This window comes from Pantoea sp. MBLJ3 (assembly GCF_000816655.1).
Classification (GTDB): domain Bacteria; phylum Pseudomonadota; class Gammaproteobacteria; order Enterobacterales; family Enterobacteriaceae; genus Pantoea; species Pantoea eucalypti.
The window spans coordinates 55,328-78,132 of record NZ_JSUT01000008.1 but is presented as its reverse complement, the minus strand read 5'-3'; the positions used below and the strand labels follow the sequence as shown (position 1 = coordinate 78,132).

19 protein-coding genes are annotated in these 22,805 nt (G+C 56.0%); 13 read left to right on the top strand and 6 right to left on the bottom strand.

Features of this window, described 5'->3' with window-relative positions:
- Positions 1-39: 39 nt before the first annotated feature.
- On the bottom strand, positions 40-942 hold the full coding sequence (locus tag NP77_RS14410; protein ID WP_008926616.1) for a LysR family transcriptional regulator: 903 nt from the start codon (positions 940-942) through the stop codon (positions 40-42).
- Between the two features lie 103 nt (positions 943-1,045).
- On the opposite strand from NP77_RS14410, the gene NP77_RS14405 reads away from it, so the two are divergent.
- From NP77_RS14405 to NP77_RS14395, 3 genes are all read left to right on the top strand, one after another.
- Positions 1,046-1,471: a CidA/LrgA family protein gene (locus NP77_RS14405; protein ID WP_033763398.1), complete on the top strand. Its 426-nt coding sequence runs from the start codon at positions 1,046-1,048 to the stop codon at positions 1,469-1,471.
- Positions 1,464-2,159 (top strand): LrgB family protein, encoded by a 696-nt coding sequence (locus NP77_RS14400; RefSeq protein WP_039660666.1) that lies wholly within the window; start codon positions 1,464-1,466, stop codon positions 2,157-2,159. Before NP77_RS14405 ends, NP77_RS14400 begins: the two co-directional genes overlap by 8 nt.
- Before the next feature lie 140 nt (positions 2,160-2,299).
- Positions 2,300-2,845 carry a YfaZ family outer membrane protein gene (locus NP77_RS14395; RefSeq protein ID WP_003855717.1) on the top strand — a complete coding sequence of 182 codons (546 nt, stop codon included), beginning with the start codon at positions 2,300-2,302 and terminating at the stop codon, positions 2,843-2,845.
- 82 nt (positions 2,846-2,927) lie between these two features.
- Here NP77_RS14395 and NP77_RS14390 read toward each other — a convergent pair whose 3' ends face one another.
- The 3 genes from NP77_RS14390 to acs all read right to left on the bottom strand — a co-directional run bounded on the left by NP77_RS14390 (position 2,928) and on the right by acs (position 7,005).
- Positions 2,928-4,583 (bottom strand): cation acetate symporter, encoded by a 1,656-nt coding sequence (locus NP77_RS14390; protein ID WP_003855716.1) that lies wholly within the window; start codon positions 4,581-4,583, stop codon positions 2,928-2,930.
- On the bottom strand, positions 4,580-4,909 hold the full coding sequence (locus NP77_RS14385) for a DUF485 domain-containing protein (protein ID WP_003855715.1): 330 nt from the start codon (positions 4,907-4,909) through the stop codon (positions 4,580-4,582). Before NP77_RS14385 ends, NP77_RS14390 begins: the two co-directional genes overlap by 4 nt.
- A gap of 140 nt (positions 4,910-5,049) precedes the next feature.
- Positions 5,050-7,005 (bottom strand): acetate--CoA ligase, encoded by a 1,956-nt coding sequence (acs, locus tag NP77_RS14380; protein WP_008926618.1) that lies wholly within the window; start codon positions 7,003-7,005, stop codon positions 5,050-5,052.
- A gap of 585 nt (positions 7,006-7,590) precedes the next feature.
- Between acs and gltP the strand changes: the two genes are divergently transcribed.
- The 5 genes from gltP to NP77_RS14355 all read left to right on the top strand — a co-directional run bounded on the left by gltP (position 7,591) and on the right by NP77_RS14355 (position 14,585).
- Entirely contained in the window at positions 7,591-8,892 is a 1,302-nt protein-coding gene (gltP, locus tag NP77_RS14375) for a glutamate/aspartate:proton symporter GltP (RefSeq protein WP_039660663.1), read from the top strand.
- Positions 8,893-9,500: 608 nt separating this feature from the next.
- The gene (locus NP77_RS14370; protein WP_003855711.1) at positions 9,501-9,875 is read left to right on the top strand and encodes a helix-turn-helix domain-containing protein; all 375 of its coding nucleotides are present in this window, start codon (positions 9,501-9,503) and stop codon (positions 9,873-9,875) included.
- Positions 9,876-10,447: 572 nt separating this feature from the next.
- Positions 10,448-11,359: an N-acetylmuramic acid 6-phosphate etherase gene (gene murQ, locus NP77_RS14365; protein ID WP_039660662.1), complete on the top strand. Its 912-nt coding sequence runs from the start codon at positions 10,448-10,450 to the stop codon at positions 11,357-11,359.
- Positions 11,359-12,813, top strand: coding sequence for a PTS N-acetylmuramic acid transporter subunit IIBC (gene murP / locus NP77_RS14360; RefSeq protein ID WP_039660660.1), 1,455 nt, complete (start codon positions 11,359-11,361; stop codon positions 12,811-12,813). Before murQ ends, murP begins: the two co-directional genes overlap by 1 nt.
- A 227-nt stretch (positions 12,814-13,040) precedes the next feature.
- Positions 13,041-14,585, top strand: coding sequence for a PAS domain-containing methyl-accepting chemotaxis protein (locus NP77_RS14355; protein ID WP_039660657.1), 1,545 nt, complete (start codon positions 13,041-13,043; stop codon positions 14,583-14,585).
- Here the strand turns inward: NP77_RS14355 and NP77_RS14350 are convergent.
- Positions 14,582-15,547, bottom strand: a complete 966-nt coding sequence (locus NP77_RS14350; RefSeq protein ID WP_039660656.1) for an AraC family transcriptional regulator — start codon at positions 15,545-15,547, stop codon at positions 14,582-14,584. The genes NP77_RS14355 and NP77_RS14350 overlap by 4 nt on opposite strands.
- A gap of 105 nt (positions 15,548-15,652) precedes the next feature.
- Here NP77_RS14350 and NP77_RS14345 point away from each other — a divergent pair, with 105 nt between their 5' ends.
- Positions 15,653-16,840 (top strand): MFS transporter, encoded by a 1,188-nt coding sequence (locus NP77_RS14345; protein ID WP_003855706.1) that lies wholly within the window; start codon positions 15,653-15,655, stop codon positions 16,838-16,840.
- Positions 16,841-17,052: 212 nt separating this feature from the next.
- Complete coding sequence (locus tag NP77_RS14340; RefSeq protein ID WP_039660655.1) at positions 17,053-17,262, top strand: DUF1471 domain-containing protein; 210 nt, start codon at positions 17,053-17,055, stop codon at positions 17,260-17,262.
- Positions 17,263-17,414: 152 nt separating this feature from the next.
- Here the strand turns inward: NP77_RS14340 and sbmA are convergent, their stop codons facing one another.
- Complete coding sequence (sbmA, locus tag NP77_RS14335; protein WP_008926625.1) at positions 17,415-18,656, bottom strand: peptide antibiotic transporter SbmA; 1,242 nt, start codon at positions 18,654-18,656, stop codon at positions 17,415-17,417.
- A gap of 275 nt (positions 18,657-18,931) precedes the next feature.
- Between sbmA and NP77_RS14330 the strand changes: the two genes are divergently transcribed.
- Genes NP77_RS14330 through NP77_RS14320 form a run of 3 tightly spaced genes read left to right on the top strand, consistent with a single transcriptional unit; the run spans position 18,932 to position 22,774 of the window.
- Positions 18,932-19,666: a gluconate 2-dehydrogenase subunit 3 family protein gene (locus tag NP77_RS14330; protein WP_008926626.1), complete on the top strand. Its 735-nt coding sequence runs from the start codon at positions 18,932-18,934 to the stop codon at positions 19,664-19,666.
- Positions 19,667-19,668: 2 nt separating this feature from the next.
- Complete coding sequence (locus NP77_RS14325) at positions 19,669-21,453, top strand: GMC family oxidoreductase (RefSeq protein ID WP_039660652.1); 1,785 nt, start codon at positions 19,669-19,671, stop codon at positions 21,451-21,453.
- 10 nt (positions 21,454-21,463) lie between these two features.
- Positions 21,464-22,774, top strand: coding sequence for a cytochrome c (locus NP77_RS14320; RefSeq protein WP_039660692.1), 1,311 nt, complete (start codon positions 21,464-21,466; stop codon positions 22,772-22,774).
- The last annotated feature ends 31 nt before the right edge of the window (positions 22,775-22,805 follow it).

Here is a 22,805-nt window from a genome sequence, read left to right as displayed (position 1 = left end):
ACCGGCACGCCTGCGCATTCATGCGGGCGTGCCAGCCTTTCACACCGACAGGCGCGGCGGCTCATCCGGCCAGTGCTCCCGGCAACAGTTGATCCACGCCTGCGCACTGCGCGACAGATAACTCCCTTCCCGCCAGATTAAACCCAGACTCCACTTCAGTTCCGATTCCAGCGGCAGCCACAAGAGCGACTGCTTATCCAGCCGCTGACAGATAGGCTCTGGCAGAATCGCCAGCCCCATTTCCGCCTGCACCATCGCCGCCAGAAAATCCCACTGACCGCTACGCACTGCCACCGTGGGCGTCAGGTTAAGCCGCTGAAACGCCTGCATCAGCTGACGATTCAGCGAAAACTCCTCATTGAAAATCAGCAGCGGATGCGCGGCCAGTTCTGCCAGCCCAATCTGCTGGCGGCTGAGCCACTCCGGGCGACGCGGCAGCAGCACGCAAAGCGGATGATGCATCAGGGGCAGGGTGTTCAGCGGCAGCTCAGCGTCGACCGGCAGTGCGGTCAGGGCGATATCCAGACTGCCCGCCAGCACCGCCTGCTGAACGGTCAGACCGCCGAACTCAGAGATTTTCAGCTGAACGCCGGGATAGCGGCGGCGAAAGGCGGAAATCGATCCAGCTATCTGCATACCGACCATCGGCGGAATGCCGAGTCGCAGCTCGCCGGTTTTAAGCTGGTTGATGTCACCAATCTCCGCTTCCAGCTGATGAAACTCCTGCAGGATTGCCAGGCCACGCTGATAGACCGCCTGACCGCTGTCGGTAAGATGAAGCCTCCGGCCATCGCGCAGGATCAGCGTGCAGCCCAGCTCCTCCTCCAGCTGGCGCAGCATTTTGCTGATGGTTGGCTGCGTCACAAACAGCTTTTGTGCCGCGCGGGTAAAGCTCTGCTGGCGAACCACTTCAGTAAAGTAACGCAGGGCGCGCACGTCCATAACTATTCCTTTCAGGCATGATTACGATAATTTTAATTCATTTTTTTCACACTCTGTTGGCGTTTTATACTGGCGACATCAATTTAATCGGGGAGACACGGTGATGGCGTTAGCACTCACTCCACTCAGCAACCGCGCAGTGCAATGGCTTAGCCTGCCACTGCAGGTAGGGTTATATATTGGCCTGTTTGTCGCCAGTCAACAGCTGGTGAGCTGGCTGCACCTGCCACTGCCTGCCAATATCGTCGGGATGCTGGTGCTGCTGGCGTTGATCGTAACGCGGATTGTGCCGCTGAACTGGGTAAAAGCCGGGTCGCGCTGGCTGCTGGCCGAAATGTTGCTGTTTTTTATTCCGGCGGTAGTGGCGGTCGTGAACTATGGCGCGCTGCTGCGTGTGGATGGCTGGCGCATCTGTGTGGTGATTGGTGTCAGTACGACGCTGGTGCTGGCGTCGACCGCCTGGGTCGTGGACCGGCTTTATCAGTATGAAGTCGCGCGCGCCGCGCGTAAGCAGAATCCAGATGCGTGATTTTATCATCAGTCTCTTGTGTGTCGCGGTTACGCTGCTGGTGTATGCGCTGAATAAACGGCTTTATAGCCGCTGGCGGACACTGCTGTTAATGCCACTGGTCATGACGCCGCTGGTGCTGGTCGGACTGCTGCTGCTGACGCACATCAGCTGGCAGGATTACATTGCTGAAAACCACTGGCTGCTCTGGTTGCTGGGACCCGCTACGCTGGCGTTTGCAGTGCCAGTCTATGAGAACGTGGAGATTATTAAGCGGCACTGGCTATCCCTGAGCGCGGGCGTATTGACCGCCACGGTGGTCGCTGTCTGCAGCTCGGTCTGGCTGGCGCGGCTGTTGACGCTGCCAGAGTCAATCCAGCGCAGTCTGGCGGTGCGCTCCATTACTACCCCGTTTGCGCTGGCCGCAGCCGGACCAATTGGCGGTCAGCCCGATCTGGTTGCGCTGTTTGTGGTCATCACTGGCGTGTTTGGCATGGCGGTAGGTGACGTGCTGTTTCTGCGCCTCGCAATCAAGCAGGGTGTGGCGAAAGGGGCCGGGTTTGGGGCTGCGTCGCACGGTGCCGGAACGGCGCGTGCTTATCAGCTTGGGCAGCAGGAGGGCGTGGTCGCCAGCCTGGTTATGATGCTCTCGGGCGTAGTGACCGTGGTGCTGGCTCCGCTGATTGGACACCTGATGTGGACAATATAGTCTACACTGCGTAGCGCAGAGGCAGCGGTAATTCTGAACGCGACACGTATTTTTACGTAAAGTTTCCCGGATTTTGTTGTCTCTCCGTTTCAGGCTGTTAACCTTGCGGCCGAATTAATTGTCCTTCACGGAGTGGAATCATGTTTAAGCAACTTGTTACCGGGAGCGCCCTTGGGCTGGTTTTACTGAGCGGCGCCGCTCAGGCAATTGAAGGCAGTGTTGATGTCAGCGAACACAACACCAACCTGAACCTGGGTCTGGGCACCACAACACCCGGTCTGTTTCTGAAAGGTAACTGGCTGCGTAGCGACCATGACGGCAGCACCTACGGTGCCGGTCTGGGTTACAACGTTGATTTCGGGCCGCTGCGTCTGGCGCCGACCGCAAAAGCGATTTTCACCCATCCTGAAGATGGAAAAGATGGATTTGCGGTGGCGCTGGGTGGTGCAGCACACTACAGCTTCAACAGCATGTGGGGCCTGTATGGTGAGTATTATTACGCGCCAGAGTCGTTCACCGATCATCTCGACAGCTATCAGGAAGCCGCTGGCGGCCTGAGCTTCACGCCGGTTTCACTGCTTAACCTGCGTGTGGGTTATCAGTACATCGAACTGAACAACAAAGATGGACGCAAAGATAACGTGCTGGTCGATGGCCCGTACGTGGGTGCATCTCTGCGCTTCTGATTCTGTTGCATGAAAGAGAAGGGCGACTACTTCTGTAGTCGCCCTTTTTTATTGGCTGCTCGTTATCAATGTTAAACGGCGATCAGTGCGCCTTACCCTGTTCAATGCCGGTGCCCGTCTGCGAGCGAATAAACTGTGCGCGGAAGCGCGAACGTTCCTCTGCGCCCTGCTGCGAATGGTCGGTGACAGAGAAGAGCCAGATGCCCACAAATGCCACTACCATGGAGAACAGCGCCGGATATTCATACGGGAAAATCGGTGTCGCATTTCCCAGCACCTGCACCCACACGGTTGGGCCAAGGATCATCAGAATGACGGCAGTCAGCAGACCCAGCCAGCCGCCCACCATCGCGCCGCGCGTGGTGAGTTTTGACCAGTACATCGACAGCAGAATGATCGGGAAGTTACAGCTGGCCGCAATTGAGAAGGCCAGCCCGACCATAAAGGCGATGTTCTGCTTCTCAAACAGAATACCCAGCGCAATAGCGACCACGCCCAGCGCCAGCACGGTGATTTTAGAAACCCGCAGCTCATCTTTCTCGCTCGCCTGACCTTTGCGGTACACGCTGGCATAGAGGTCGTGAGAAACCGCCGACGCACCCGCCAGGGTCAGGCCCGCGACCACGGCCAGAATGGTGGCAAAGGCAACCGCTGAGATAAAGCCCAGGAAGGTGCTGCCGCCCACGGCGTTAGCCAGATGCACCGCCGCCATATTGGTCCCACCAATCAAGGCGCCGCTGGCATCTTTAAAGGCCGGATTAGCGCCCACCAGCAGGATGGCACCGAAGCCGATAATAAAGGTGAGGAAGTAGAAGTAACCCATAAAGCCGGTGGCCCAGAAGACACTTTTACGGGCCTCTTTGGCATCCGCGACGGTGAAGAAGCGCATCAGAATGTGCGGCAATCCGGCTGTACCAAACATCAGGCCCAGCCCCAGCGACAGCGCCGAGATAGGATCTTTCACCAGTCCGCCAGGCTGCATAATCGCGATGCCTTTTGGATGGACTGCCATCGCTTCGGTGAACAGCGTATTAAAGCTGAAATTGGCTGCTTTCATTACCATGATGGCCATAAAAGAGGCACCAAACAGCAGCAGCACCGCCTTGATGATCTGCACCCAGGTGGTTGCCAGCATGCCGCCAAACAGCACGTACATCACCATCAGAATGCCCACCAGAACCACCGCCACATGATAGTTCAGGCCAAACAGCAGCTGGATAAGCTTACCGGCACCCACCATCTGCGCGATCAGGTAGAGCGCCACCACCACCAGCGAACCGCAGGCTGACAGGGTGCGAATCGGCATCTGCTTCAGACGATAGGAGGCGACGTCAGCAAAGGTATAACGACCCAGGTTGCGCAGCCGCTCGGCAATTAAAAACAGAATCATCGGCCAGCCGACCAGGAAGCCGAGCGAGTAGATCAGTCCGTCATAGCCGGAGGTGTAAACCAGCGCCGAAATGCCCAGGAACGAGGCTGCTGACATGAAGTCACCCGCCATCGCCAGGCCATTCTGAAAGCCGGTGATATTGCCGCCCGCAGTGTAGTAGTCGTTGCGCGAACGGGTGCGCTTTGACGCCCAGTAAGTAATCCCCAGCGTGGCGCCGACGAAAATCGTAAACATGATAATCGCCTGATAGTTGGTCGCCTGGCGCTGCACCGCACCGGTAATCGCATCGGCGGCCAGCGCTGAAAACGGCAACATCAGGGCCAGTAGCCATAAGGTGAGACGGGTCATGATTTCACCTCGCGGAGGATCGCTTTGGTTAAACGGTCAAATTCCCCGTTGGCGCGCCAGACATAGACACCGGTCAGCACAAATGACATCACAATCAGCCCGACGCCAATCGGGATGCCGCGCGTCACATTGGTTCCGGCATGCAGCGGCGTACCGAGCCAGCCGGGCGCAAACGCAATCAGCAGGATAAAACCGACATAGAGCACCAGCATAATCAGCGACAGCAGCGTCGCGAACGCCTGGCGCTTATGGACTAACTCATGAAAAAGCGGATTACGTTCAATCTGCTGATTGATTGCATCCTGATTCGAAAGGGCGTCATTCATCACATTTTCTCCAGAGGGCTTGCAGGCAAGAACCTCACGACAGGGCGTGGATTCAGCTGGTTATAATATTTGTGACTACCGGAACAGACTGCGTAGGGCGGGGGTGGCGGGAAGCGATCTTCCCGCCGGACAGCGTGCGCTTAAGGCATTTTGATCGACTGTTTCTCCTCAAGCAGTTTTTCAACTACGCCAGGATCGGCGAGGGTAGAGGTATCACCCAGGTTGCTGGTATCACCGGTGGCAATTTTGCGCAGAATACGGCGCATGATTTTGCCGGAGCGGGTTTTCGGCAGTGAGTCGGTCCAGTGCAGCACATCAGGCGTGGCAATGGGGCCAATCTCTTTGCGGACCCACTGGCGCACTTCGGTGTACAGCTCTGGCGAAGGCTCTTCGCCGTGATTCAGCGTGATATAGGCATAAATCGCCTGGCCTTTGATGCTGTGAGGTATCCCCACCACGGCCGCTTCGGCAATTTTAGGGTGCGACACCAGCGCCGATTCAATCTCAGCGGTTCCCAGGCGGTGACCGGAGACGTTGAGCACGTCATCGACGCGTCCCGTGATCCAGTAGTAGCCATCTTCATCGCGACGGGCACCGTCTCCACTGAAGTAAACATTTTTAAAGGTAGAGAAGTAAGTCTGCTCAAAACGGTCGTGATCGCCAAAGAGGGTACGTGCCTGTCCCGGCCACGACTCGGTGATCACCAGATTGCCTTCACAGGCACCTTCCTGTGGCTGACCTTCGTTGTCCACCAGCGCCGGTTGCACGCCAAAGAACGGTCGGGTGGCGGAACCGGCTTTCAGTTCGGTCGCACCCGGCAGCGGCGTGATCATGAAGCCGCCGGTTTCGGTCTGCCACCAGGTATCCACAATCGGGCAGCGGCTGTTACCAATTTTCTTGTAGTACCACTCCCAGGCTTCCGGGTTAATCGGCTCGCCGACCGAACCCATAATGCGCAGGCTGCTGCGGTCGGTGCCGGCAATCGCTTTGTCCCCTTCCGCCATCAGCGCACGGATGGCGGTCGGCGCGGTGTAAAGCAGGGTGACTTTGTGTTTATCAACCACTTCCGCCATGCGGCTCGGTGTTGGCCAGTTCGGCACCCCTTCAAACATCAGGGTGGTGGCACCACAGGCCAGCGGACCATACACCAGATAGCTGTGACCGGTTACCCAGCCGACGTCTGCGGTGCACCAGTAGATATCATCCTGATGATAATCAAAGACGAACTTAAAGGTGGTGGCGGCATAGACCAGATACCCGCCAGTGGTATGCAGCACACCTTTGGGTTTGCCGGTTGAGCCCGACGTATAAAGGATAAACAGGGGATCTTCCGCGCCGACTTCGGCTGCAGAATGGTTGGTGCTGGCGTTGAGCATCAGGTCATGCCACCACTGATCGCGGCCTTCAACCCAGCCCACATCTTTACCGGTGCGCTGGAACACCACCACGTTTTTCACGCTGGTGACGTTGGGATTTTTTAATGCGTCATCGACATTTTTCTTCAGCGGAATGCTGCGGCCGGCGCGAATGCCTTCATCGGCCGTAATCACCAGCGAAGCGCTGGAATCGACGATACGGCCAGCGACCGCTTCCGGTGAGAAGCCGCCAAAAATCACCGAGTGGACGGCACCAATACGCGCGCAGGCCAGCATTGCCACCGCGGCTTCCGGCACCATCGGCATATAGATCGCCACCACGTCGCCTTTTTTCACGTCCAGCAGCTCCAGCACGTTGGCGAAGCGACAGACTTCAGCATGCAGCTGGCGGAAGGTCAGGGTTTTGCTTTCGCTGGCGTCATCGCCTTCCCAGATAATCGCCGGGTGATCGCCGCGCGTGGCGAGATGACGGTCAAGGCAGTTTGCCGCCAGGTTGAGCGTGCCATCTTCGTACCAGCGAATGTTAATGTTACCTGGCGCAAACGAGCAGTTTTTCACTTTGCTGTAAGGCTTAATCCAGTCAAGGATTTTGCCCTGTTCGCCCCAGAAGCTGTCTGGATCGTCGACAGATTGCTGATACATCGCCTGATACTGCTCTGCTGTAATCAGGGTGTTTGCTGCAATATTCTCTGGAACAGGATGAATGTGATTTTGGCTCATGGCGGATCTCCTTGAAGATGTTAATGATATGTCAATCAATGGTTAATTAAAGCCTGCCCTGAGTCTTTGTTTCTTTTTTGCGCCACAGATCACGTGATAGCGCTTCCGCCGCAAAACGTGAAGCCGGATTGCTACTTTCGTTTAACGCTCTGACGGCGATGGGGAATTAAGAAGGGGTATGAAAAGGGAATGGGCTGGATAAAAAGCAAGCAAACGCGCCGGCAGCCTTTTTAACCAGTAGTGAATAGCTATGCGTAAATTCATCTAAGTATTACTTTTCATAACAGCAGGTTAGGTATTTTTACTTCCGGCAGCACTTTATGCTGCTTAGGTGGCTAACTTTTAATCGGATCTGCCAGGGGTTGCATTTACCACAGTGAAAATGGTACTTATCTCGCCCCTGTTCTGCAGGTATCAACTCAGACCGCGTCTGAAAATGGGTATGGGAATCATCAGATTTTCATACGAGGCGCTGTTTCTAAACACCCTCTAATTTACCGGGCTTTTTGCTCACTCCCTGTGTGTATTGTCTTCTGCACCTTCGCAGTAGAGAGAAACGGGTTTTGACTGAGGAAATTACGCGTTATGAAAGGTTTTAAAATCAGCCTGGCCTGGCAGATTCTGACAGCCCTGGTGCTTGGCATCGTTGTGGGTGCTGTATTGCATAATCAGCCAGACAATCGTGAATGGTTAGTCGCTAACATTCTCAGTCCTGCAGGCGATATCTTTATTCATCTTATCAAGATGATTGTGGTACCGATTGTGATTTCATCCCTGGTTGTCGGCATCGCTGGCGTGGGTGATGCAAAAAAGCTGGGACGCATCGGCGTCAAAACGATTCTCTACTTTGAAGTGATCACCACCCTTGCCATTGTGGTCGGTATTACGCTGGCCAACGTATTTCAACCCGGCACCGGCATTGATATGTCAACGCTGGCAACGGTGGACATCTCTAAATATGAAGCGACAACGGCAGAGGTACAGGGCGGTCCGCACAGCCTGGTCACCACCATTCTGTCGCTGATCCCGCAGAATATCTTCGCTTCCATGGCGAAGGGCGACATGCTGCCGATTATCTTTTTCTCGGTGCTGTTTGGCTTAGGTCTGTCGTCACTGCCGTCGGAACAGCGCGACCCGCTGGTAAACCTGTTCCGTGGCATTTCTGAAACGATGTTTAAAGTGACGCACATGATCATGCGTTATGCGCCGGTCGGTGTGTTTGCGCTGATTGCGGTGACCATCGCTAACTTCGGATTTGCCTCGCTGTGGCCGCTGGCTAAGCTGGTGCTGCTGGTTTACGCGGCAATTCTGTTCTTCGCTTTTGTGGTGCTGGGCGGAGTCGCGCGCTTCTGTAAGCTGCGGATTACTACGCTGATGCGTATCCTGAAGGATGAGCTGATTCTCTCTTACTCTACCTCCAGCTCAGAAACCGTGTTGCCACGCATCATGGAGAAGATGGAAGCCTACGGCGCACCAAAAGCGATAACCAGCTTCGTGGTGCCGACCGGTTATTCGTTCAATCTGGATGGTTCGACGCTGTATCAGAGTATCGCGGCGATCTTTATTGCCCAGCTGTACGGCATTGACCTGTCGCTGACCGATGAGATTGTGCTGGTCCTGACGCTGATGGTGACCTCGAAAGGGATCGCGGGTGTGCCAGGCGTGTCGTTCGTGGTGCTGCTGGCCACGCTGGGCAGCGTTGGTATTCCTCTTGAAGGTCTGGCGTTTATCGCCGGTGTTGACCGCATCATGGATATGGCGCGTACTGCGCTGAACGTGGTCGGTAACGCGCTGGCGGTGCTGGTGATTGCCCGCTGGGAAAACCAGTTCGACGCTGAACAGGCAAAAGAGTATGAGCTGCAGTTGCGTACACAGACCGCAAGCTGAGAACAGCGTTAACGTAAAGAGGGGCTCAACGAAAGTTGGGCCCTTTTTGTTTGTGTGGCTTTGTCATCGTTCTTAGCAGGATGAGCATTCAAAAAATTAGTTATATAAATATAACTAAATAACGCTTTTGATAGCTTTTTCGTTGCTTTTATGACTGAATTTGGTTATTTTTAAAGGTGGATTGAAAGCGTGCTTTGACAACAAGGAGTGTTGACGGATGCCAGAAATTAACTGGACGAAAAGGGCATTTAAACAGCTATATAGGCTGCCTCAGAAAGAAGGTAACGCCATCGAAGATGCTGTAGAGGCGCTGGCTAAGTGGCCTGATATTCCCATCTGAAGGTCGAAAAGCTGACGGATGATAAAGAGAAGCGAATGAAGTTGGTGGTGGGTCACTACCGCGTGCTGTGGAAGATAGAGAAAGGTCAGCCAGTGGTTATCGCTATTCTAGAAGTCGTAAGAAGAACATCGACCACGTATAAAAAGCGTTAGCAAGGGGTTGGAGTTAGCCTGCGTCACCACTGAGTTAAGAGCAGATAAGAACATAGCTAAGTCGCGCCAGCAGATGATCAGGTCTGGACTGTTGCGGCAGTAAGGAGTGATTAACCATGAATGCGATACAGTTTCTGACAGACGAGCGCGGGAACCGCACGGGTGCCGTCATCCCCATTGAGTTGTTTAACCGGCTCATGGCCGGGCGTCACTTAGACGACGTATTTGAGCCTCTCACCTATAAAGCGGGACCGGATGATGACGAAACGATTCCCCATGACGTAATGAAAATCAGCCGGAGGCAATCTGTTCCTTTGCATGTTGCCTGGCGTTTACATCGGCAAATGTCGCAGGAAGAGGTCGCGAACAAATTAGGCATCACGCAGGCTGGCGTTTCGAAGTTAGAGTCGAGAAAGAAACCTCAAAAACAAACGCTTGAGAAGCTGGCAGCCTTATATGACTGCAGAACGTCACAACTTTATATTGATTAAATCAACGTGCTTTTAAACCGCATTGTGCCTTTCAGTCGGACACAAAGGGTGGCTACGTAAAGTCGGCGTAAACCCATCCCTGGGGCCTCGGCCGCCGCATCCATGCGGCGGACGCTTTACTCCGCTCCCCCTTTGTATCCGCCTTTATGCCAGCTATGCGCTGTATTTTAAGAAAATCAAAAGATCGTATCGAAGGATTTATTTGCGATACAGCACGGATTTTTAAATCTTATCGGCAAGCTCAAGCCCTTTACAAACAGCAATAAAACAGCCTAAGGGAAGAAAAGGTTCACCTGAAGAGTAAAGCGTCCCACCGCCAGGGATGGCGTGGGCCGAGCGTCATGGATGACGAATGCGTCTTTACGATCAGGTGAACCTTTTCTGACTGGCTCTGATCACAAAGCCATTAAGCCCCGAATGCCAGGCACCCTGCTTAAGCTCAACGCTAACCAGCCCAATCCCCCGCAACATGACCCACCCCACAGCCATTGAAAAAAGATCTCACTCAATGAATTAATCATTCGTTATGATAGTGAGTAAATTGAATAATTTATTCCTTAGCGGAGCCCGCCATGAAACTCGACCTCAGCCAGATGCTCACCGAAGGCCGCAACCCGGCCAGCCAGAACATTGATGAACTCTCCACCGAAGCGATGCTGCGCGTCATTAATGACGAAGATAAAAAGGTGGCGCTGGCGGTTGAGGCCATCGTGCCGCAAATCGCCACCGCCGTTGACGCCATCTGTGCCGCGTTTCGTGCAGGTGGACGACTGATCTATTGCGGTGCGGGCACCTCCGGGCGGCTGGGCATCCTGGATGCCAGCGAATGCCCGCCTACCTTTGGCACGCCGCGTGAGCAGGTGATTGGCCTGATTGCCGGCGGCCACACCGCAATACTACAGGCGGTTGAAAACGCCGAAGATAACCGGGAACAGGGCGCGCAGGATTTGAAAGACATCCATTTTAGCCGCCATGACGTGCTGGTCGGTATCGCCGCCAGTGGTCGCACACCTTATGTGCTGGGTGCGCTGGCTTACGCGAATGAACTGGGCTCGACCACTGTGTCGCTTAGCTGTAATCCGGGCAGCGCGATGTCACAGGTTGCCGCCATTGCGCTCACACCCGTGGTCGGTCCGGAAGTGGTCACCGGCTCCTCCCGCATGAAAGCGGGCACGGCGCAGAAACTGGTGCTCAACATGCTCACCACCGGATCAATGATCCGCAGCGGAAAAGTCTATGGCAACCTGATGGTCGATGTGGAAGCCACTAACCAGAAACTGGTGCAGCGCCAGGTCAACATCGTCATGCAGGCTACGGATTGTGATGACGCGACTGCTCGTGCGGCGCTGACCGGCTGTGGCGGACACTGCAAAACCGCCATCCTGATGGTACTGGCTGACCTGAACGCCGATGAGGCCAAAGCGCTGCTCGGTCAGCATCAGGGCTTTATCCGTCAGGCGCTACAGGCAGCGGGGGCACGCTGATGGCGAAAATCACCGAGGCACTGTTACGCGACATCCTGCAGGCGGTCGGTGGTGCGCAGAATATCGCGGCCTGCGGTCACTGCATGACACGGCTCCGCCTGACGCTGAATCAGCCAGAACAGGCTGATCTTTCCAGGTTAAAAAGCCTGCCGGGCGTGCTGGGGGTCATCGACAGCGATGCGCAGTTACAGATTGTCGTGGGGCCAGGAAAAGCGCAAACCGCCGCCGAGGGAATGCAAAGCCTGCTGTCGCAGGGTGATACTGCAATGGCTTCGCAGGGCGAAACGGCGGCGCTTAGCCAGCTGGCAGCGCAGCAGAAGCAGCAGCTAAAGGCGAAACAGACCAGTGGGGTGCATCAGTTCCTGTCGCGCTTCGCCACTATCTTCACGCCGCTAATCCCAGGCTTTATCGGCGCGGGACTGCTGCTGGGATTTGCCACGCTGATTGAACAGAGTCTCCATCTTAATGCGCCCGGCGATCACGCGCCCTGGCTGCTGCACACCGTGGCCTACATGAAGGTGTTCGGCAAAGGGCTGTTCACCTTTCTCAGTATTCTGATCGGCTATAACGCACAGAAAGCCTTTGGCGGCAGCGGCGTAAACGGCGCCATCATCGCCTCGCTGTTTGTGCTCGGCTATGTGCCCACGGCCACCACCGGCTACTACAGCGGTATGGAGAGCTTCTTTGGTCTGACGATCGATCCGCGCGGCAACATTATCGGTGTGCTGATGGCGGCGATTATCGGGGCGTGGATAGAGAAACAGCTGCGCAAAATCATTCCTGACAACCTGGATATGATCCTCACCTCGCTGTTTACGCTGGTGATCACGGGCACCATCACCTATCTGCTGATTATGCCGCTGGGCGGCGAACTGTTTAAGGGAATGTCGTGGCTGTTTATCCACCTCAATAGCAATCCCTTTGGCTGCGCGCTGCTGGCTGGACTGTTCCTGATTGCGGTGATGTTCGGTATTCATCAGGGCTTTATTCCTGTCTATTTTGCGCTGATGGAAACCCAGGGATTTAACTCGTTGTTTCCGATTCTGGCAATGGCGGGCGCAGGGCAGGTCGGCGCATCACTGGCACTCTGGTGCAAAGCAGAAAAAGGTGCGCTGCTGCGGGCGCAGATCAAAGGTGCAATTGTCCCGGGCCTGCTTGGGGTGGGCGAGCCGCTGATTTATGGTGTCACGCTGCCCCGCCTCAAGCCCTTTATCACCGCCTGTGGCGGTGGAGCACTGGGCGGTTTCTTTATTGGATTGGTCGCGTGGCTGGGTTTGCCAGTGGGGATGAACACGGTATTCGGGCCGTCCGGGCTGGTCACTCTGCCACTGATGACCTCCAGCCAGGGCATTTTCGCCGGGATGGCAGTTTACCTGGCCGGGCTGATCGTCGCATGGACCGGCGGTTTTCTGCTCACCTGGTGGTTTGGCACCCGTAATGTTGACCTCAGTTAAGCCACTGCCGAAATCCTCCAGTCTGGCTAACGGATAAAAACAGATCAAAAGTGTGAAAGCCGCTGCAAAGTGGCTTTTTTCGCGGCAGAAATTAAAACGTATCACTAAAGAGTCGGCGCGGGCATGCCGAAAACATAAAAAAGGGTAATCGTTATTTCTCAGCCCACCGTTTTCACGCCGCGCCTCAGACTGTTGCGTGCAGGACGTCGGGTCTCCAAGGACTTTTGATGCGTAACAACCAGCCTGTCTCTCAGCGTGAATATCTGTTCGATGATCATGCGACACTGATGTCGACCACCGATCTCAACAGCCACATTACCTACGCCAACGACGCGTTTATCGAAGCAAGCGGATTCACTGCTGACGAGATCAACGGCCAGCCGCATAACATGGTGCGTCACCCCGATATGCCGCCAGAAGCCTTTGCCGATATGTGGGCGACGCTGAAGCAGGGCGAACCCTGGACTGCGCTGGTCAAAAACCGCCGGAAAAACGGCGACCACTACTGGGTGCGTGCCAATGCCATTCCGGTCGTACGCGACGGTAAAGTGCAGGGTTATATGTCCGTGCGCACCAAACCTACGGCAGAAGAGGTGCGTCAGACAGAAGTGCTCTATCAGGATTTTCGTGAAGGCCGCGCCAGAGGGCGACGTTTTCACAAAGGCCTGCTGGTGCTTAGCGGCTGGCGTCGTCCCGCCTCAATCCTGAAGACGCTGCCCCTGCGCTGGCGGATTCGCAGCACGCTAATGGCGTTACTGCCTCTCTCGGTGGCGGGCGTCTGGGCACTGGGCATGACCCACACTGCACTGGCAGGCTTTGCTGCGGGAATGGCTGCGCTGCTTCTGCTCTGCAGTCTGTGGCTGGAGCAGCAGATTTCACGTCCTATTGAGCGGATGTGCAAACAGGCACTCCGCGTAGCGACCGGTGCCAGCCATCAGGTTGAACAGATGGATCGTGTGGATGAGGTCGGCGTCACACTCCGCGCCATTGGCCAGCTCGGATTGATGTTCCGCTGGCTGGTGGATGATGTCAGCGGCCAGGCGATCAATGTGCTGAGTGCCAGCGATGCCATCGCCCGCAGTAACAACGAACTGAGTCGCCGTACTGAACAGGCGGCGGCTAACGTGCAGCAAACCGCGGCGACCATGAACGAAATGACCGCGACGGTGAAGAGCAACACCGAAACTGCACATGAGGCGAATAGCCTCTCAGCCAGCACCAGTCACGCCGCCAGCAAAGGCGGCGATGTGATGACGGATATGATGGGCATGATGGGCGAAATTGCCGACAGCTCAACGCGTATCGCCAATATAACCAGCGTGATCGACGGCATTGCCTTCCAGACTAATATTCTGGCGTTGAATGCTGCGGTGGAAGCGGCGCGGGCAGGTGAGCAGGGTAAAGGCTTTGCCGTGGTCGCGGGTGAAGTTCGCAGCCTGGCGCAACGCAGCGCTAAAGCCGCCAGCGAGATTAAAATGCTGGTTGAAACCAGCAGCAGCCGGGTCAAATCGGGCAATGAGCATGCCAGCGCGGCGGGCCGGACGATGCAGGATATCGTGTCGCAGGTGCAGAATGTCACTGCGCTAATCGCCCAGATCAGTGCCGCCACGGCCGAACAGGCGACGGCGCTCAGCGAGGTCAGCTCAGCAGTAGAAGATCTCGATGATATCACCCATCAGAACGCTGCCCGCGTGACAGAAAGCGCCGAGGCGTCTGGTCGCATGACCCATCAGGCTAACCGTCTGGTGGAAGCGATCAGCGTCTTTCGCTAAGAAGCCAGCGCCTGCGTGCTTTCGCGTCCGGCACGCAGCGCGCCAGGCGACTGACCAACGATCCGCTTAAACGCGCGACTGAACGCCGCAATCGAGCCGTAGCCGAGATGATAGGCCACGGCTTCCACCGCTTCCCCATTGTTCACAATCCGCTGCACCGCCAGCCGCATCCGCAACTCCGTAAGATAACGCAGCGGCGTCATACCGGTGGCATTGAGAAAACGTCCGGCAAACACCGAGCGCGAACAGCCTGCCACGCTGGCCAGTCGCGCTACCGTCCAGTTTTCGCCCGGCTCCCGATGCATCGCGGCAATCGCCTGACTCAGACGCGGGTCGCGCATTGCCTGCACCAGCCCGCTACTCTGGCCGCAGCCGTTTTCTACCCAGCCGCGCACAATCAGCGCGGCAACGACATCCGCCAGACGCGACAGAATGCCGGCAAACCCCGCCTGACGCGTGCGTGACTCCCGCTCCATTGCGGCCAGGATCGGCTGAATCTCCGGGTACTGCGACAGCAGAGTGCTCACCAGCATCACATCCGGCATGGTATTGATCAGCGGCTGCATGCCGCCAAGCTCAAACGCCATGCAGGCGCTGAACAGCAGTACGCTGTGCTCGTCCTCACCGGCATCTTCCGGGGCGGCGATGGCGCAGACGCTGTCGCAGAGCGGCTTGCTCGCCATGTTTTTAATGCACTGGCAGTCCGCCTCCTCACTGGAGATCAGGCTGTGCGGTTTACCGTGTGGCACCAGCAGCGCATCGCCGCTGTTGAGCTGAAACACCTCGCCGGAGGCGCTGCGCACCAGCAGTGAGCCACGTCCGACAAAGTGGAACTGCGCCCGGCCCGGCGCGTGCTCGTAGCGCAACCCGAATGGCGCGCTTACCGCGATGCGCTGGTAGTTCACGCCATACAGGCGCATCCCCATCAGCAGTTCACTGGTCAGATCTCCATAGTGGCTCATGTGATTCCAGACGAATTATCAAAAATGAAGGTGTAAGCATCATAGATCGTCCTGATGCGACACTCTATGCTCACACTCACTTTTTTTATCTTCCGGAGAAGCAGCATGAGTCTGACAACCGAAGTGGCTGATGAGGTTTCCTCGCCGACCCGTCCCGCGTGGGGTGCGGTATTTGCCATGGCATTTGGGGTGTTCAGCCTCATCACCGCCGAATTTTTACCTGTGAGTCTGTTGACGCCGATGGCGCACAGTCTCGGTGTATCCGAAGGGCAGGCGGGACAGACCGTCACTATTACTGCACTGGTCGCGCTGTTTACCAGCCTGGTGACCGGCAGCGTCACGCGGCGAATTGACCGCCGTATTGTGATGCTGGTTTTTTCACTGTTGCTGATCGCCTCTGCGCTGATGGTGGCCTTTGCGGCTGACCTGACGGTAATCCTGCTGGCGCGGGTGCTGCTGGGTATGGCCATTGGTGGCTTCTGGACACTTTCAACCGCTATCACTATGCGTCTGGTGCCCAGCGATCAGGTGCCACGTGCACTCTCTATTGTGTTTAGTGGTATCTCGCTGGCGACAATTATCGCTACGCCGCTTGGCAGCTATCTCGGTGGACTGGTCGGCTGGCGCAACATCTTTATGCTGACCGCCGGGCTGGGCGCGGTGGCGCTGCTGTGGCAATTCTTTACGCTGCCCGCCATGCCGGCAGAGAACAAAGCCCGCAACGGCGGGGTGCTGGCACTGCTGCGTATCGGTGTGATGCGGTGGGGCATGCTGGCCGTGATCATGATGTTTACCGGCCACTTCGCTTTCTTTACTTACCTGCGTCCGTTTCTGGAAGGTGTCGCGCAGCTCAACCTCAATCAGCTGTCGCTGGTGCTGCTGGCCTTTGGCGTAGCGAACTTCTTTGGCACCTCGCTGGCCGGTTATCTGGTCACCCGCAGTGTGTCGCTGACGCTGAGTGGCATGGCGCTGTTAATGAGTATCACCGCGCTGCTGCTGGTGAGCTTTGGTGATGTCAGCTGGCTGGTCGGCGCGGGCGTGGCGATCTGGGGGATGGCGTTTGGTTCGATGCCAACCGGCTGGTCTACGTGGATTTCACGCGCGGTGCCGGATGATGCGGAATCGGGCGGCGGTTTACTGGTTGCCACTATCCAGCTGGCGATTACCGTTGGTGCGGCGGCAGGCGGCTGGATGTTTGACCTGCGCGGCGCAGGCGGTGTGTTTGTTGCCAGCGGCGTACTGATGCTGCTGGCTGCGCTAACTATCTTCAGCCGGGTAAGGCATCACGGATAATTCTCTGAAGGCAGCGCGTTATGCTGCCTTTTTTATTGAATATGGATTATTAACCTTTTGAGTGATAACTGTGCGAAATGTGCTTTTTATCATCAGTTTTATTGAATGAGTTAAGCAAAACCCTCCGCTTTTTACTGATCAACTTCAGGGCTAATATATCTATCAACAAGGCAGCACGCCTTACCTGATAAAAATTAACCGAGGAATTGACCATGAAATCTATCAAAACTTTTGCAGCTGTTATCGCCCTTTCTGTTCTGCCATTCGCCAGCTTCGCCCAATCTGTGACCGCTGTCGACTCTACGCTGGACGGTGCTGAAGCGAAAATCGCTGCGCAGGCTCAGGATGCTGGTGCTTCATATAAAATCACTGAAGCCTACAACAACAACGGCGTTCACATGACTGCTGAGCTGCTGAAATAAGCTGCACTTTACCCTCTGATGCTGACAGGACGCCTTCGGGCGTCCTGGCGGCGTTTCTGCTGAAGTAAAAGATTTTACTTCCAGATTTTGCAAACGAAAAAGCCACTCTGACGAGTGGCTTTTTTATGTCAAAAAACGGCAATCCTCACCCGTTACACGTCTTCCGATGCCTCGCGCATCATCTCATCGTGCGGCACATCATCCAGAATCTGCTCAAAGCTGCGCAGACGTTTGTAGATCGACATCAGTTCGATCAGCGTTGACCAGGAGGCGATCAGATACTGGAACGAGCCGCGTACCTGATCAAACACGTTGGTGATCTGGTTGAGTAAGCCCAGCGTAATCGTGCCCGCGACAATCGACGGGAACAGCAGGAAAAGACCAAACACATTATCGACCTGCAGATAGAGAATGCGGGTGATATTGAAATAGAGATAATGGAAATAGAGTCGGAAGTAGTTAACCCGTACCCGACTGAACAGCTCCTGCACCGTTTGTGGCCCGGCGCGATCGGCATTGTCTTCGCCGTAAACCAGCTCTTTACGGTAGGCGGCTTCAACCCGCTGATTGCGGAACTCCAGCCCCGGCAGCTTAATCCCAACCAGCGCCAGCAACCCGGTGCCGAATACGGACCAGAGCACAGCGGCTATCACCAGCGCGTAAGGAATATTGCCGAGGATCGGAATATCTTTCACATGATGTGACAGCGCGACCAGCACCGGCAAAAACGCGACCAGCGTCATAATCGCCTGAATAAAACTCACCCCCCAGTTTTCCAGCGTGGTTGCAAACCGCATGGTGTCTTCCTGCACACGCTGTGCAGCACCTTCGACATGACGCAGGCGCTGCCAGTTGTGCATGTAGTAGTTATTCATGGCCGTACGCCAGCGGAAAACCCAGTGGCTGATAAAGAAGGAGTTGAGTACGCCAATCACCACCGCGATTAATGCGATGCCGAGAAAAGAGATAACCTCATGGTAAAACTCTGCAATCTGCACCGATCCCGCTTTGGTCAGCGCTTTCTGAATCAGATCGTAGAACGGGCCATACCAGGCATTAATGGCGACACCTACCTGCACGCCAAACCAGGTGACAAAGATGATCAGCGCAGAACCCCACACAGACCAGCGCCGCCATGGATGCGGATCAATAAGCCGCCAGGCCCCGGCAAAAATAGCTACCATTATCCAGTAATAGAGATAAAACCAGAGCTGACTTGCGGCAATAAAACGCGCCGCCGTCGTTGGGAGGGGCTGCTTCATTGCGGTTTCAAAAGTGGGCCAGATGCCTGGCAGATGGGCGGCAAAGCCGAACCAGGCAAAAATTGCTAATAAGCTCCAGACAGCCGCAGAGCTGAAAAACAGCGCTGGCCGCGGAAAAAAAGACTTAAACATAGGTACTCCGCTGTTGTGTATTGCTTGTTATAACGTTTTTGACGTGTCGCTGTCTGTAGTCTGTTGTTTCTGCTCATGACAGGAAGAAGATAGATGTTAATGAAATTGTGCGATTTTGTTTCTTTGAACTAAATCTTTGTGAATGGCAGTGATACAATATGCAGGTTTGTTACCGGTAACAAGCAGGCGCCACGCCTGTATCTGCTGATAAAAACCATTACAACGCAACCACCACTTTTTCATACCGCCAGTGAGTGCGGGAATGAGGCAATGTCATGTCAGAACAAAAAAAGGGTCATTCACGCAGGGATTTTTTGCTGAAGACAATTACCCTGGCGCCTGCGATGGCGGTAGGCTCCACCGCAATGGGCGCGCTCTCCCTTCCGCTGGCCGCGCAGGCGGCTGAAACCCCGGCCGCACCGCAGCAGGCACGTGATTACCAGCCGAACTGGTTTACCGCCGAAGAGTTTGCCTTTATTACCGCCGCCGTGGCACGCCTGATTCCCAGCGATGAACGCGGACCGGGAGCGCTGGAAGCGGGCGTGCCGGAATTTATCGATCGTCAAATGAATACGCCGTATGCCACGGGATCGAACTGGTATATGCAGGGTCCGTTTAATCCCGACCTGCCGAAAGAGCTGGGCTATCAGCTGCCGCTGGTGCCACAGCAGATTTACCGCCTTGGTCTGGCCGATGCCGATAATTACAGCAAAAAGCAGCACGGCAAGGTCTTTGCTCAGCTCAGCGGTGAGCAGCAGGATGCCTTATTGCAGGCGATGGAGAGTGGCAGCGCGGAATTCAGCCAGCTGCCGGCAAAAGTCTTCTTCAGCTTCCTGCTGCAGAACACCCGTGAAGGCTTCTTTAGCGATCCTATCCACGGCGGGAATCAGGGCATGGTCGGCTGGAAGCTGATCAACTTCCCTGGCGCCCGCGCCGACTTTATGGATTGGGTAGAGCGCGGCGAACGGTATCCGTTCCCGTCAGTGTCGATTCGCGGAGAGAGAAGCTAAGCATGGCAAACGAAATGAAAAAAGTGGATGCGGTCATTGTCGGCTTCGGCTGGGCAGGCGCGATTATGGCGAAAGAGCTGACTGAAGCGGGCCTTAACGTACTGGCGCTGGAGCGCGGGCCGCATCGTGATACCTATCCCGATGGATCCTATCCGCAGTCCATTGATGAGCTGACCTATAACGTCCGCAAAAAGCTCTTCCAGGACCTCTCCAAAAGCACCGTGACGATTCGTCATGACGCTTCTCAGACGGCGGTACCTTATCGCCAGCTGGCGGCATTTTTGCCCGGCACCGGTACCGGTGGCGCAGGCCTGCACTGGTCAGGCGTCCATTTCCGTGTTGATCCCGTTGAGCTGCGGATGCGCAGCCATTACGAAGAGCGCTACGGTAAAAACTTCATTCCGGAAGGCATGACGATTCAGGATTTTGGCGTCAGCTACGATGAACTGGAGCCGTTCTTCGACAAGGCGGAAAAAGTCTTTGGCACCTCAGGCAGCGCCTGGAGTATCAAAGGTAAAGTGGTCGGCAAAGATAAAGGTGGTAACCCGTTTGCGCCCGACCGCTCAGATAACTTCCCGCTGCCCGCGCAGAAGCGTACTTACTCGGCGCAGTTGTTTGCTCAGGCGGCAGAGTCAGTGGGTTATCATCCTTATGATCTGCCCTCCGCCAATACGTCAGGTCCGTACACCAATACCTATGGCGCGCAGATGGGGCCGTGCAACTTCTGCGGTTACTGCAGCGGCTACGCCTGCTACATGTATTCCAAAGCGTCGCCGAACGTCAATATCCTGCCCGCGCTGCGTCAGGAGCCGAAGTTTGAGCTGCGCAACAACTCCTATGTACTGCGGGTCAATCTCAGCGATGACAAAACGCGTGCCACCGGCGTGACCTATGTGGATGGACAGGGCCGTGAGCAGGTTCAGCCCGCAGATCTGGTCATTCTTTCCGCCTTCCAGTTCCACAATGTGCATCTGATGCTGCTGTCGGGCATTGGCAAACCGTACAATCCGATGACCAACGAAGGCACTGTGGGCCGTAACTTCGCCTATCAGAACCTCTCTACGCTCAAGGCGCTGTTTGATAAAAACACCACCACCAATCCGTTTATCGGTGCGGGTGGTGCAGGCGTCGCGGTGGATGATTTCAACGCGGATAACTTCGACCATGGGCCACTGGGCTTTGTCGGCGGTTCGCCATTCTGGGTCAACCAGGCGGGCACCAAACCGATCTCTGGCCTGCCAGTGCCTGCGGGTACGCCTAACTGGGGCAGCAAATGGAAAGCGGCGGTAGCGGACACCTACACGCATCACCTGTCGATGGATGCGCATGGCGCTCACCAGTCCTATCGCGCCAATTACCTCGATCTCGATCCTAACTACAAGGATGCCTATGGGCAGCCGCTGCTGCGCATGACCTTTGACTGGCAGGATAACGACATCAAAATGGCGCAGTTTATGGTCGGTAAGATGCGCAATATTGCTGAAGCGATGAATCCAAAGATGATCATCGGCGGCGCGAAAAAGCCGGGCACCCATTTTGACTCCACGGTGTATCAGACCACCCATATCAGCGGCGGGGCGATCATGGGCGACGATCCCAAAACCAGTGCGGTTAACCGTTATCTGCAAAGCTGGGATGTGCCGAATGTCTTTGTTCCAGGCGCATCTGCCTTCCCGCAGGGACTGGGTTACAACCCGACCGGCATGGTGGCGGCGCTGACTTACTGGTCAGCCAAAGCGATTCGCGAACACTACCTGAAAAACCCCGGCCCACTGGTGCAGGCATAAGGATATGGCGATGAAAAATAGCATTCTGGCTCTGATTCTTGGCTCTCTGACGTTTGCCGCACTGGCGGAGAGCAACCAGGACGATCTGGTTAAACGGGGTGAGTATCTGGCGCGTGCCGGGGACTGTGTTGCCTGCCACACCAGCAAAGGCGGCGCGGCGTTTGCCGGTGGTCTGCCGATGGCGACACCCATTGGCACTATCTACTCCACCAACATTACGCCCGATCGCGACACCGGCATTGGTGAATACAGCTACGACGACTTCCAGAAAGCGGTGCGTCACGGCGTAGCGAAAAACGGCGAAACGCTCTATCCGGCGATGCCCTATCCCTCCTACGCCGTGGTCAGCGATGAAGACATGAAGGCGCTTTACGCTTACTTCATGCATGGCGTTGCGGCGGTTAATCAGCCAAATCGGGAGAGCGACATCCCCTGGCCGCTATCGATGCGCTGGCCGCTGGCGGTCTGGCGCGGGATTTTTGCGCCCGACGTGAAAGCATTCCAGCCTGCAGCAGAGGAAGATCCGGTGCTGGCACGCGGTCGCTATCTGGTTGAAGGACTGGGCCACTGCGGGGCCTGTCATACACCGCGTAGCATCACCATGCAGGAGAAGGCGCTGACTAACGAAGAGGGCAGCGACTATCTGGCGGGCAGCAGTGCACCTATTGATGGCTGGACCGCCAGCAACCTGCGCGGCGATAACCGCGATGGGCTGGGGCGCTGGAGCGAAGACGATCTGCGTCAGTTCCTGCGTTATGGCCGCAACGACCAGACTGCCGCGTTCGGTGGCATGACCGATGTGGTGGAACACAGTCTGCAGCACCTGAGCGAGTCTGATATCACGGCAATTGCGCGCTATCTGAAGTCACTGGGTGCGAAAGATCCCCATCAGGCAGCGTTCAGCGTGGATGATGCCACGGCAAAAGCGCTGTGGCGTGGTGATGACAGCCAGACGGGTGCTGCAACCTACGTTGACAGCTGCGCGGCATGTCATAAAACCGATGGCAGTGGCTATAAACGCTTCTATCCAGCGCTGCGCGGTAATCCGGTCGTTCTGGCGGACGATCCCACCTCCCTGATCCATATCGTGCTGGTGGGCGGGCAGTTGCCTGGCGTGAATGGCGCGCCCTCGACCATTACTATGCCAGCATTTGGCTGGCGTCTGAACGATCAGCAGGTGGCGGACGTGGTGAACTTCGTGCGCAACAGCTGGGGCAACACGGCGTCAAAACAGGTCAGCGCGAAACAGGTCGCTGAGCTGCGTAAAGATGAGAAAGATCGGCTGGGCAGTGCGGATATCAGCGTACTGGAAGGTAAATAACCGACAGTAACAGAGGCCGTCATCAACAGGA

Excerpts from the sequence above, each read along its gene's own strand:
- NP77_RS14345 (WP_003855706.1), top strand. The coding sequence starts at position 15,653 with ATGAGTCTGACAACCGAAGTGGCTGATGAGGTTTCCTCGCCGACCCGT.
- NP77_RS14400 (WP_039660666.1), top strand. The coding sequence starts at position 1,464 with ATGCGTGATTTTATCATCAGTCTCTTGTGTGTCGCGGTTACGCTGCTG.
- NP77_RS14320 (WP_039660692.1), top strand. The coding sequence starts at position 21,464 with ATGAAAAATAGCATTCTGGCTCTGATTCTTGGCTCTCTGACGTTTGCC.
- NP77_RS14350 (WP_039660656.1), bottom strand. The coding sequence starts at position 15,547 with ATGAGCCACTATGGAGATCTGACCAGTGAACTGCTGATGGGGATGCGC.
- NP77_RS14390 (WP_003855716.1), bottom strand. The coding sequence starts at position 4,583 with ATGACCCGTCTCACCTTATGGCTACTGGCCCTGATGTTGCCGTTTTCA.
- NP77_RS14325 (WP_039660652.1), top strand. The coding sequence starts at position 19,669 with ATGGCAAACGAAATGAAAAAAGTGGATGCGGTCATTGTCGGCTTCGGC.
- gltP (WP_039660663.1), top strand. The coding sequence starts at position 7,591 with ATGAAAGGTTTTAAAATCAGCCTGGCCTGGCAGATTCTGACAGCCCTG.
- murQ (WP_039660662.1), top strand. The coding sequence starts at position 10,448 with ATGAAACTCGACCTCAGCCAGATGCTCACCGAAGGCCGCAACCCGGCC.
- NP77_RS14405 (WP_033763398.1), top strand. The coding sequence starts at position 1,046 with ATGGCGTTAGCACTCACTCCACTCAGCAACCGCGCAGTGCAATGGCTT.
- NP77_RS14395 (WP_003855717.1), top strand. The coding sequence starts at position 2,300 with ATGTTTAAGCAACTTGTTACCGGGAGCGCCCTTGGGCTGGTTTTACTG.
- NP77_RS14330 (WP_008926626.1), top strand. The coding sequence starts at position 18,932 with ATGTCAGAACAAAAAAAGGGTCATTCACGCAGGGATTTTTTGCTGAAG.
- NP77_RS14410 (WP_008926616.1), bottom strand. The coding sequence starts at position 942 with ATGGACGTGCGCGCCCTGCGTTACTTTACTGAAGTGGTTCGCCAGCAG.
- NP77_RS14370 (WP_003855711.1), top strand. The coding sequence starts at position 9,501 with ATGAATGCGATACAGTTTCTGACAGACGAGCGCGGGAACCGCACGGGT.
- sbmA (WP_008926625.1), bottom strand. The coding sequence starts at position 18,656 with ATGTTTAAGTCTTTTTTTCCGCGGCCAGCGCTGTTTTTCAGCTCTGCG.
- acs (WP_008926618.1), bottom strand. The coding sequence starts at position 7,005 with ATGAGCCAAAATCACATTCATCCTGTTCCAGAGAATATTGCAGCAAAC.
- NP77_RS14385 (WP_003855715.1), bottom strand. The coding sequence starts at position 4,909 with ATGAATGACGCCCTTTCGAATCAGGATGCAATCAATCAGCAGATTGAA.
- NP77_RS14355 (WP_039660657.1), top strand. The coding sequence starts at position 13,041 with ATGCGTAACAACCAGCCTGTCTCTCAGCGTGAATATCTGTTCGATGAT.
- murP (WP_039660660.1), top strand. The coding sequence starts at position 11,359 with ATGGCGAAAATCACCGAGGCACTGTTACGCGACATCCTGCAGGCGGTC.
- NP77_RS14340 (WP_039660655.1), top strand. The coding sequence starts at position 17,053 with ATGAAATCTATCAAAACTTTTGCAGCTGTTATCGCCCTTTCTGTTCTG.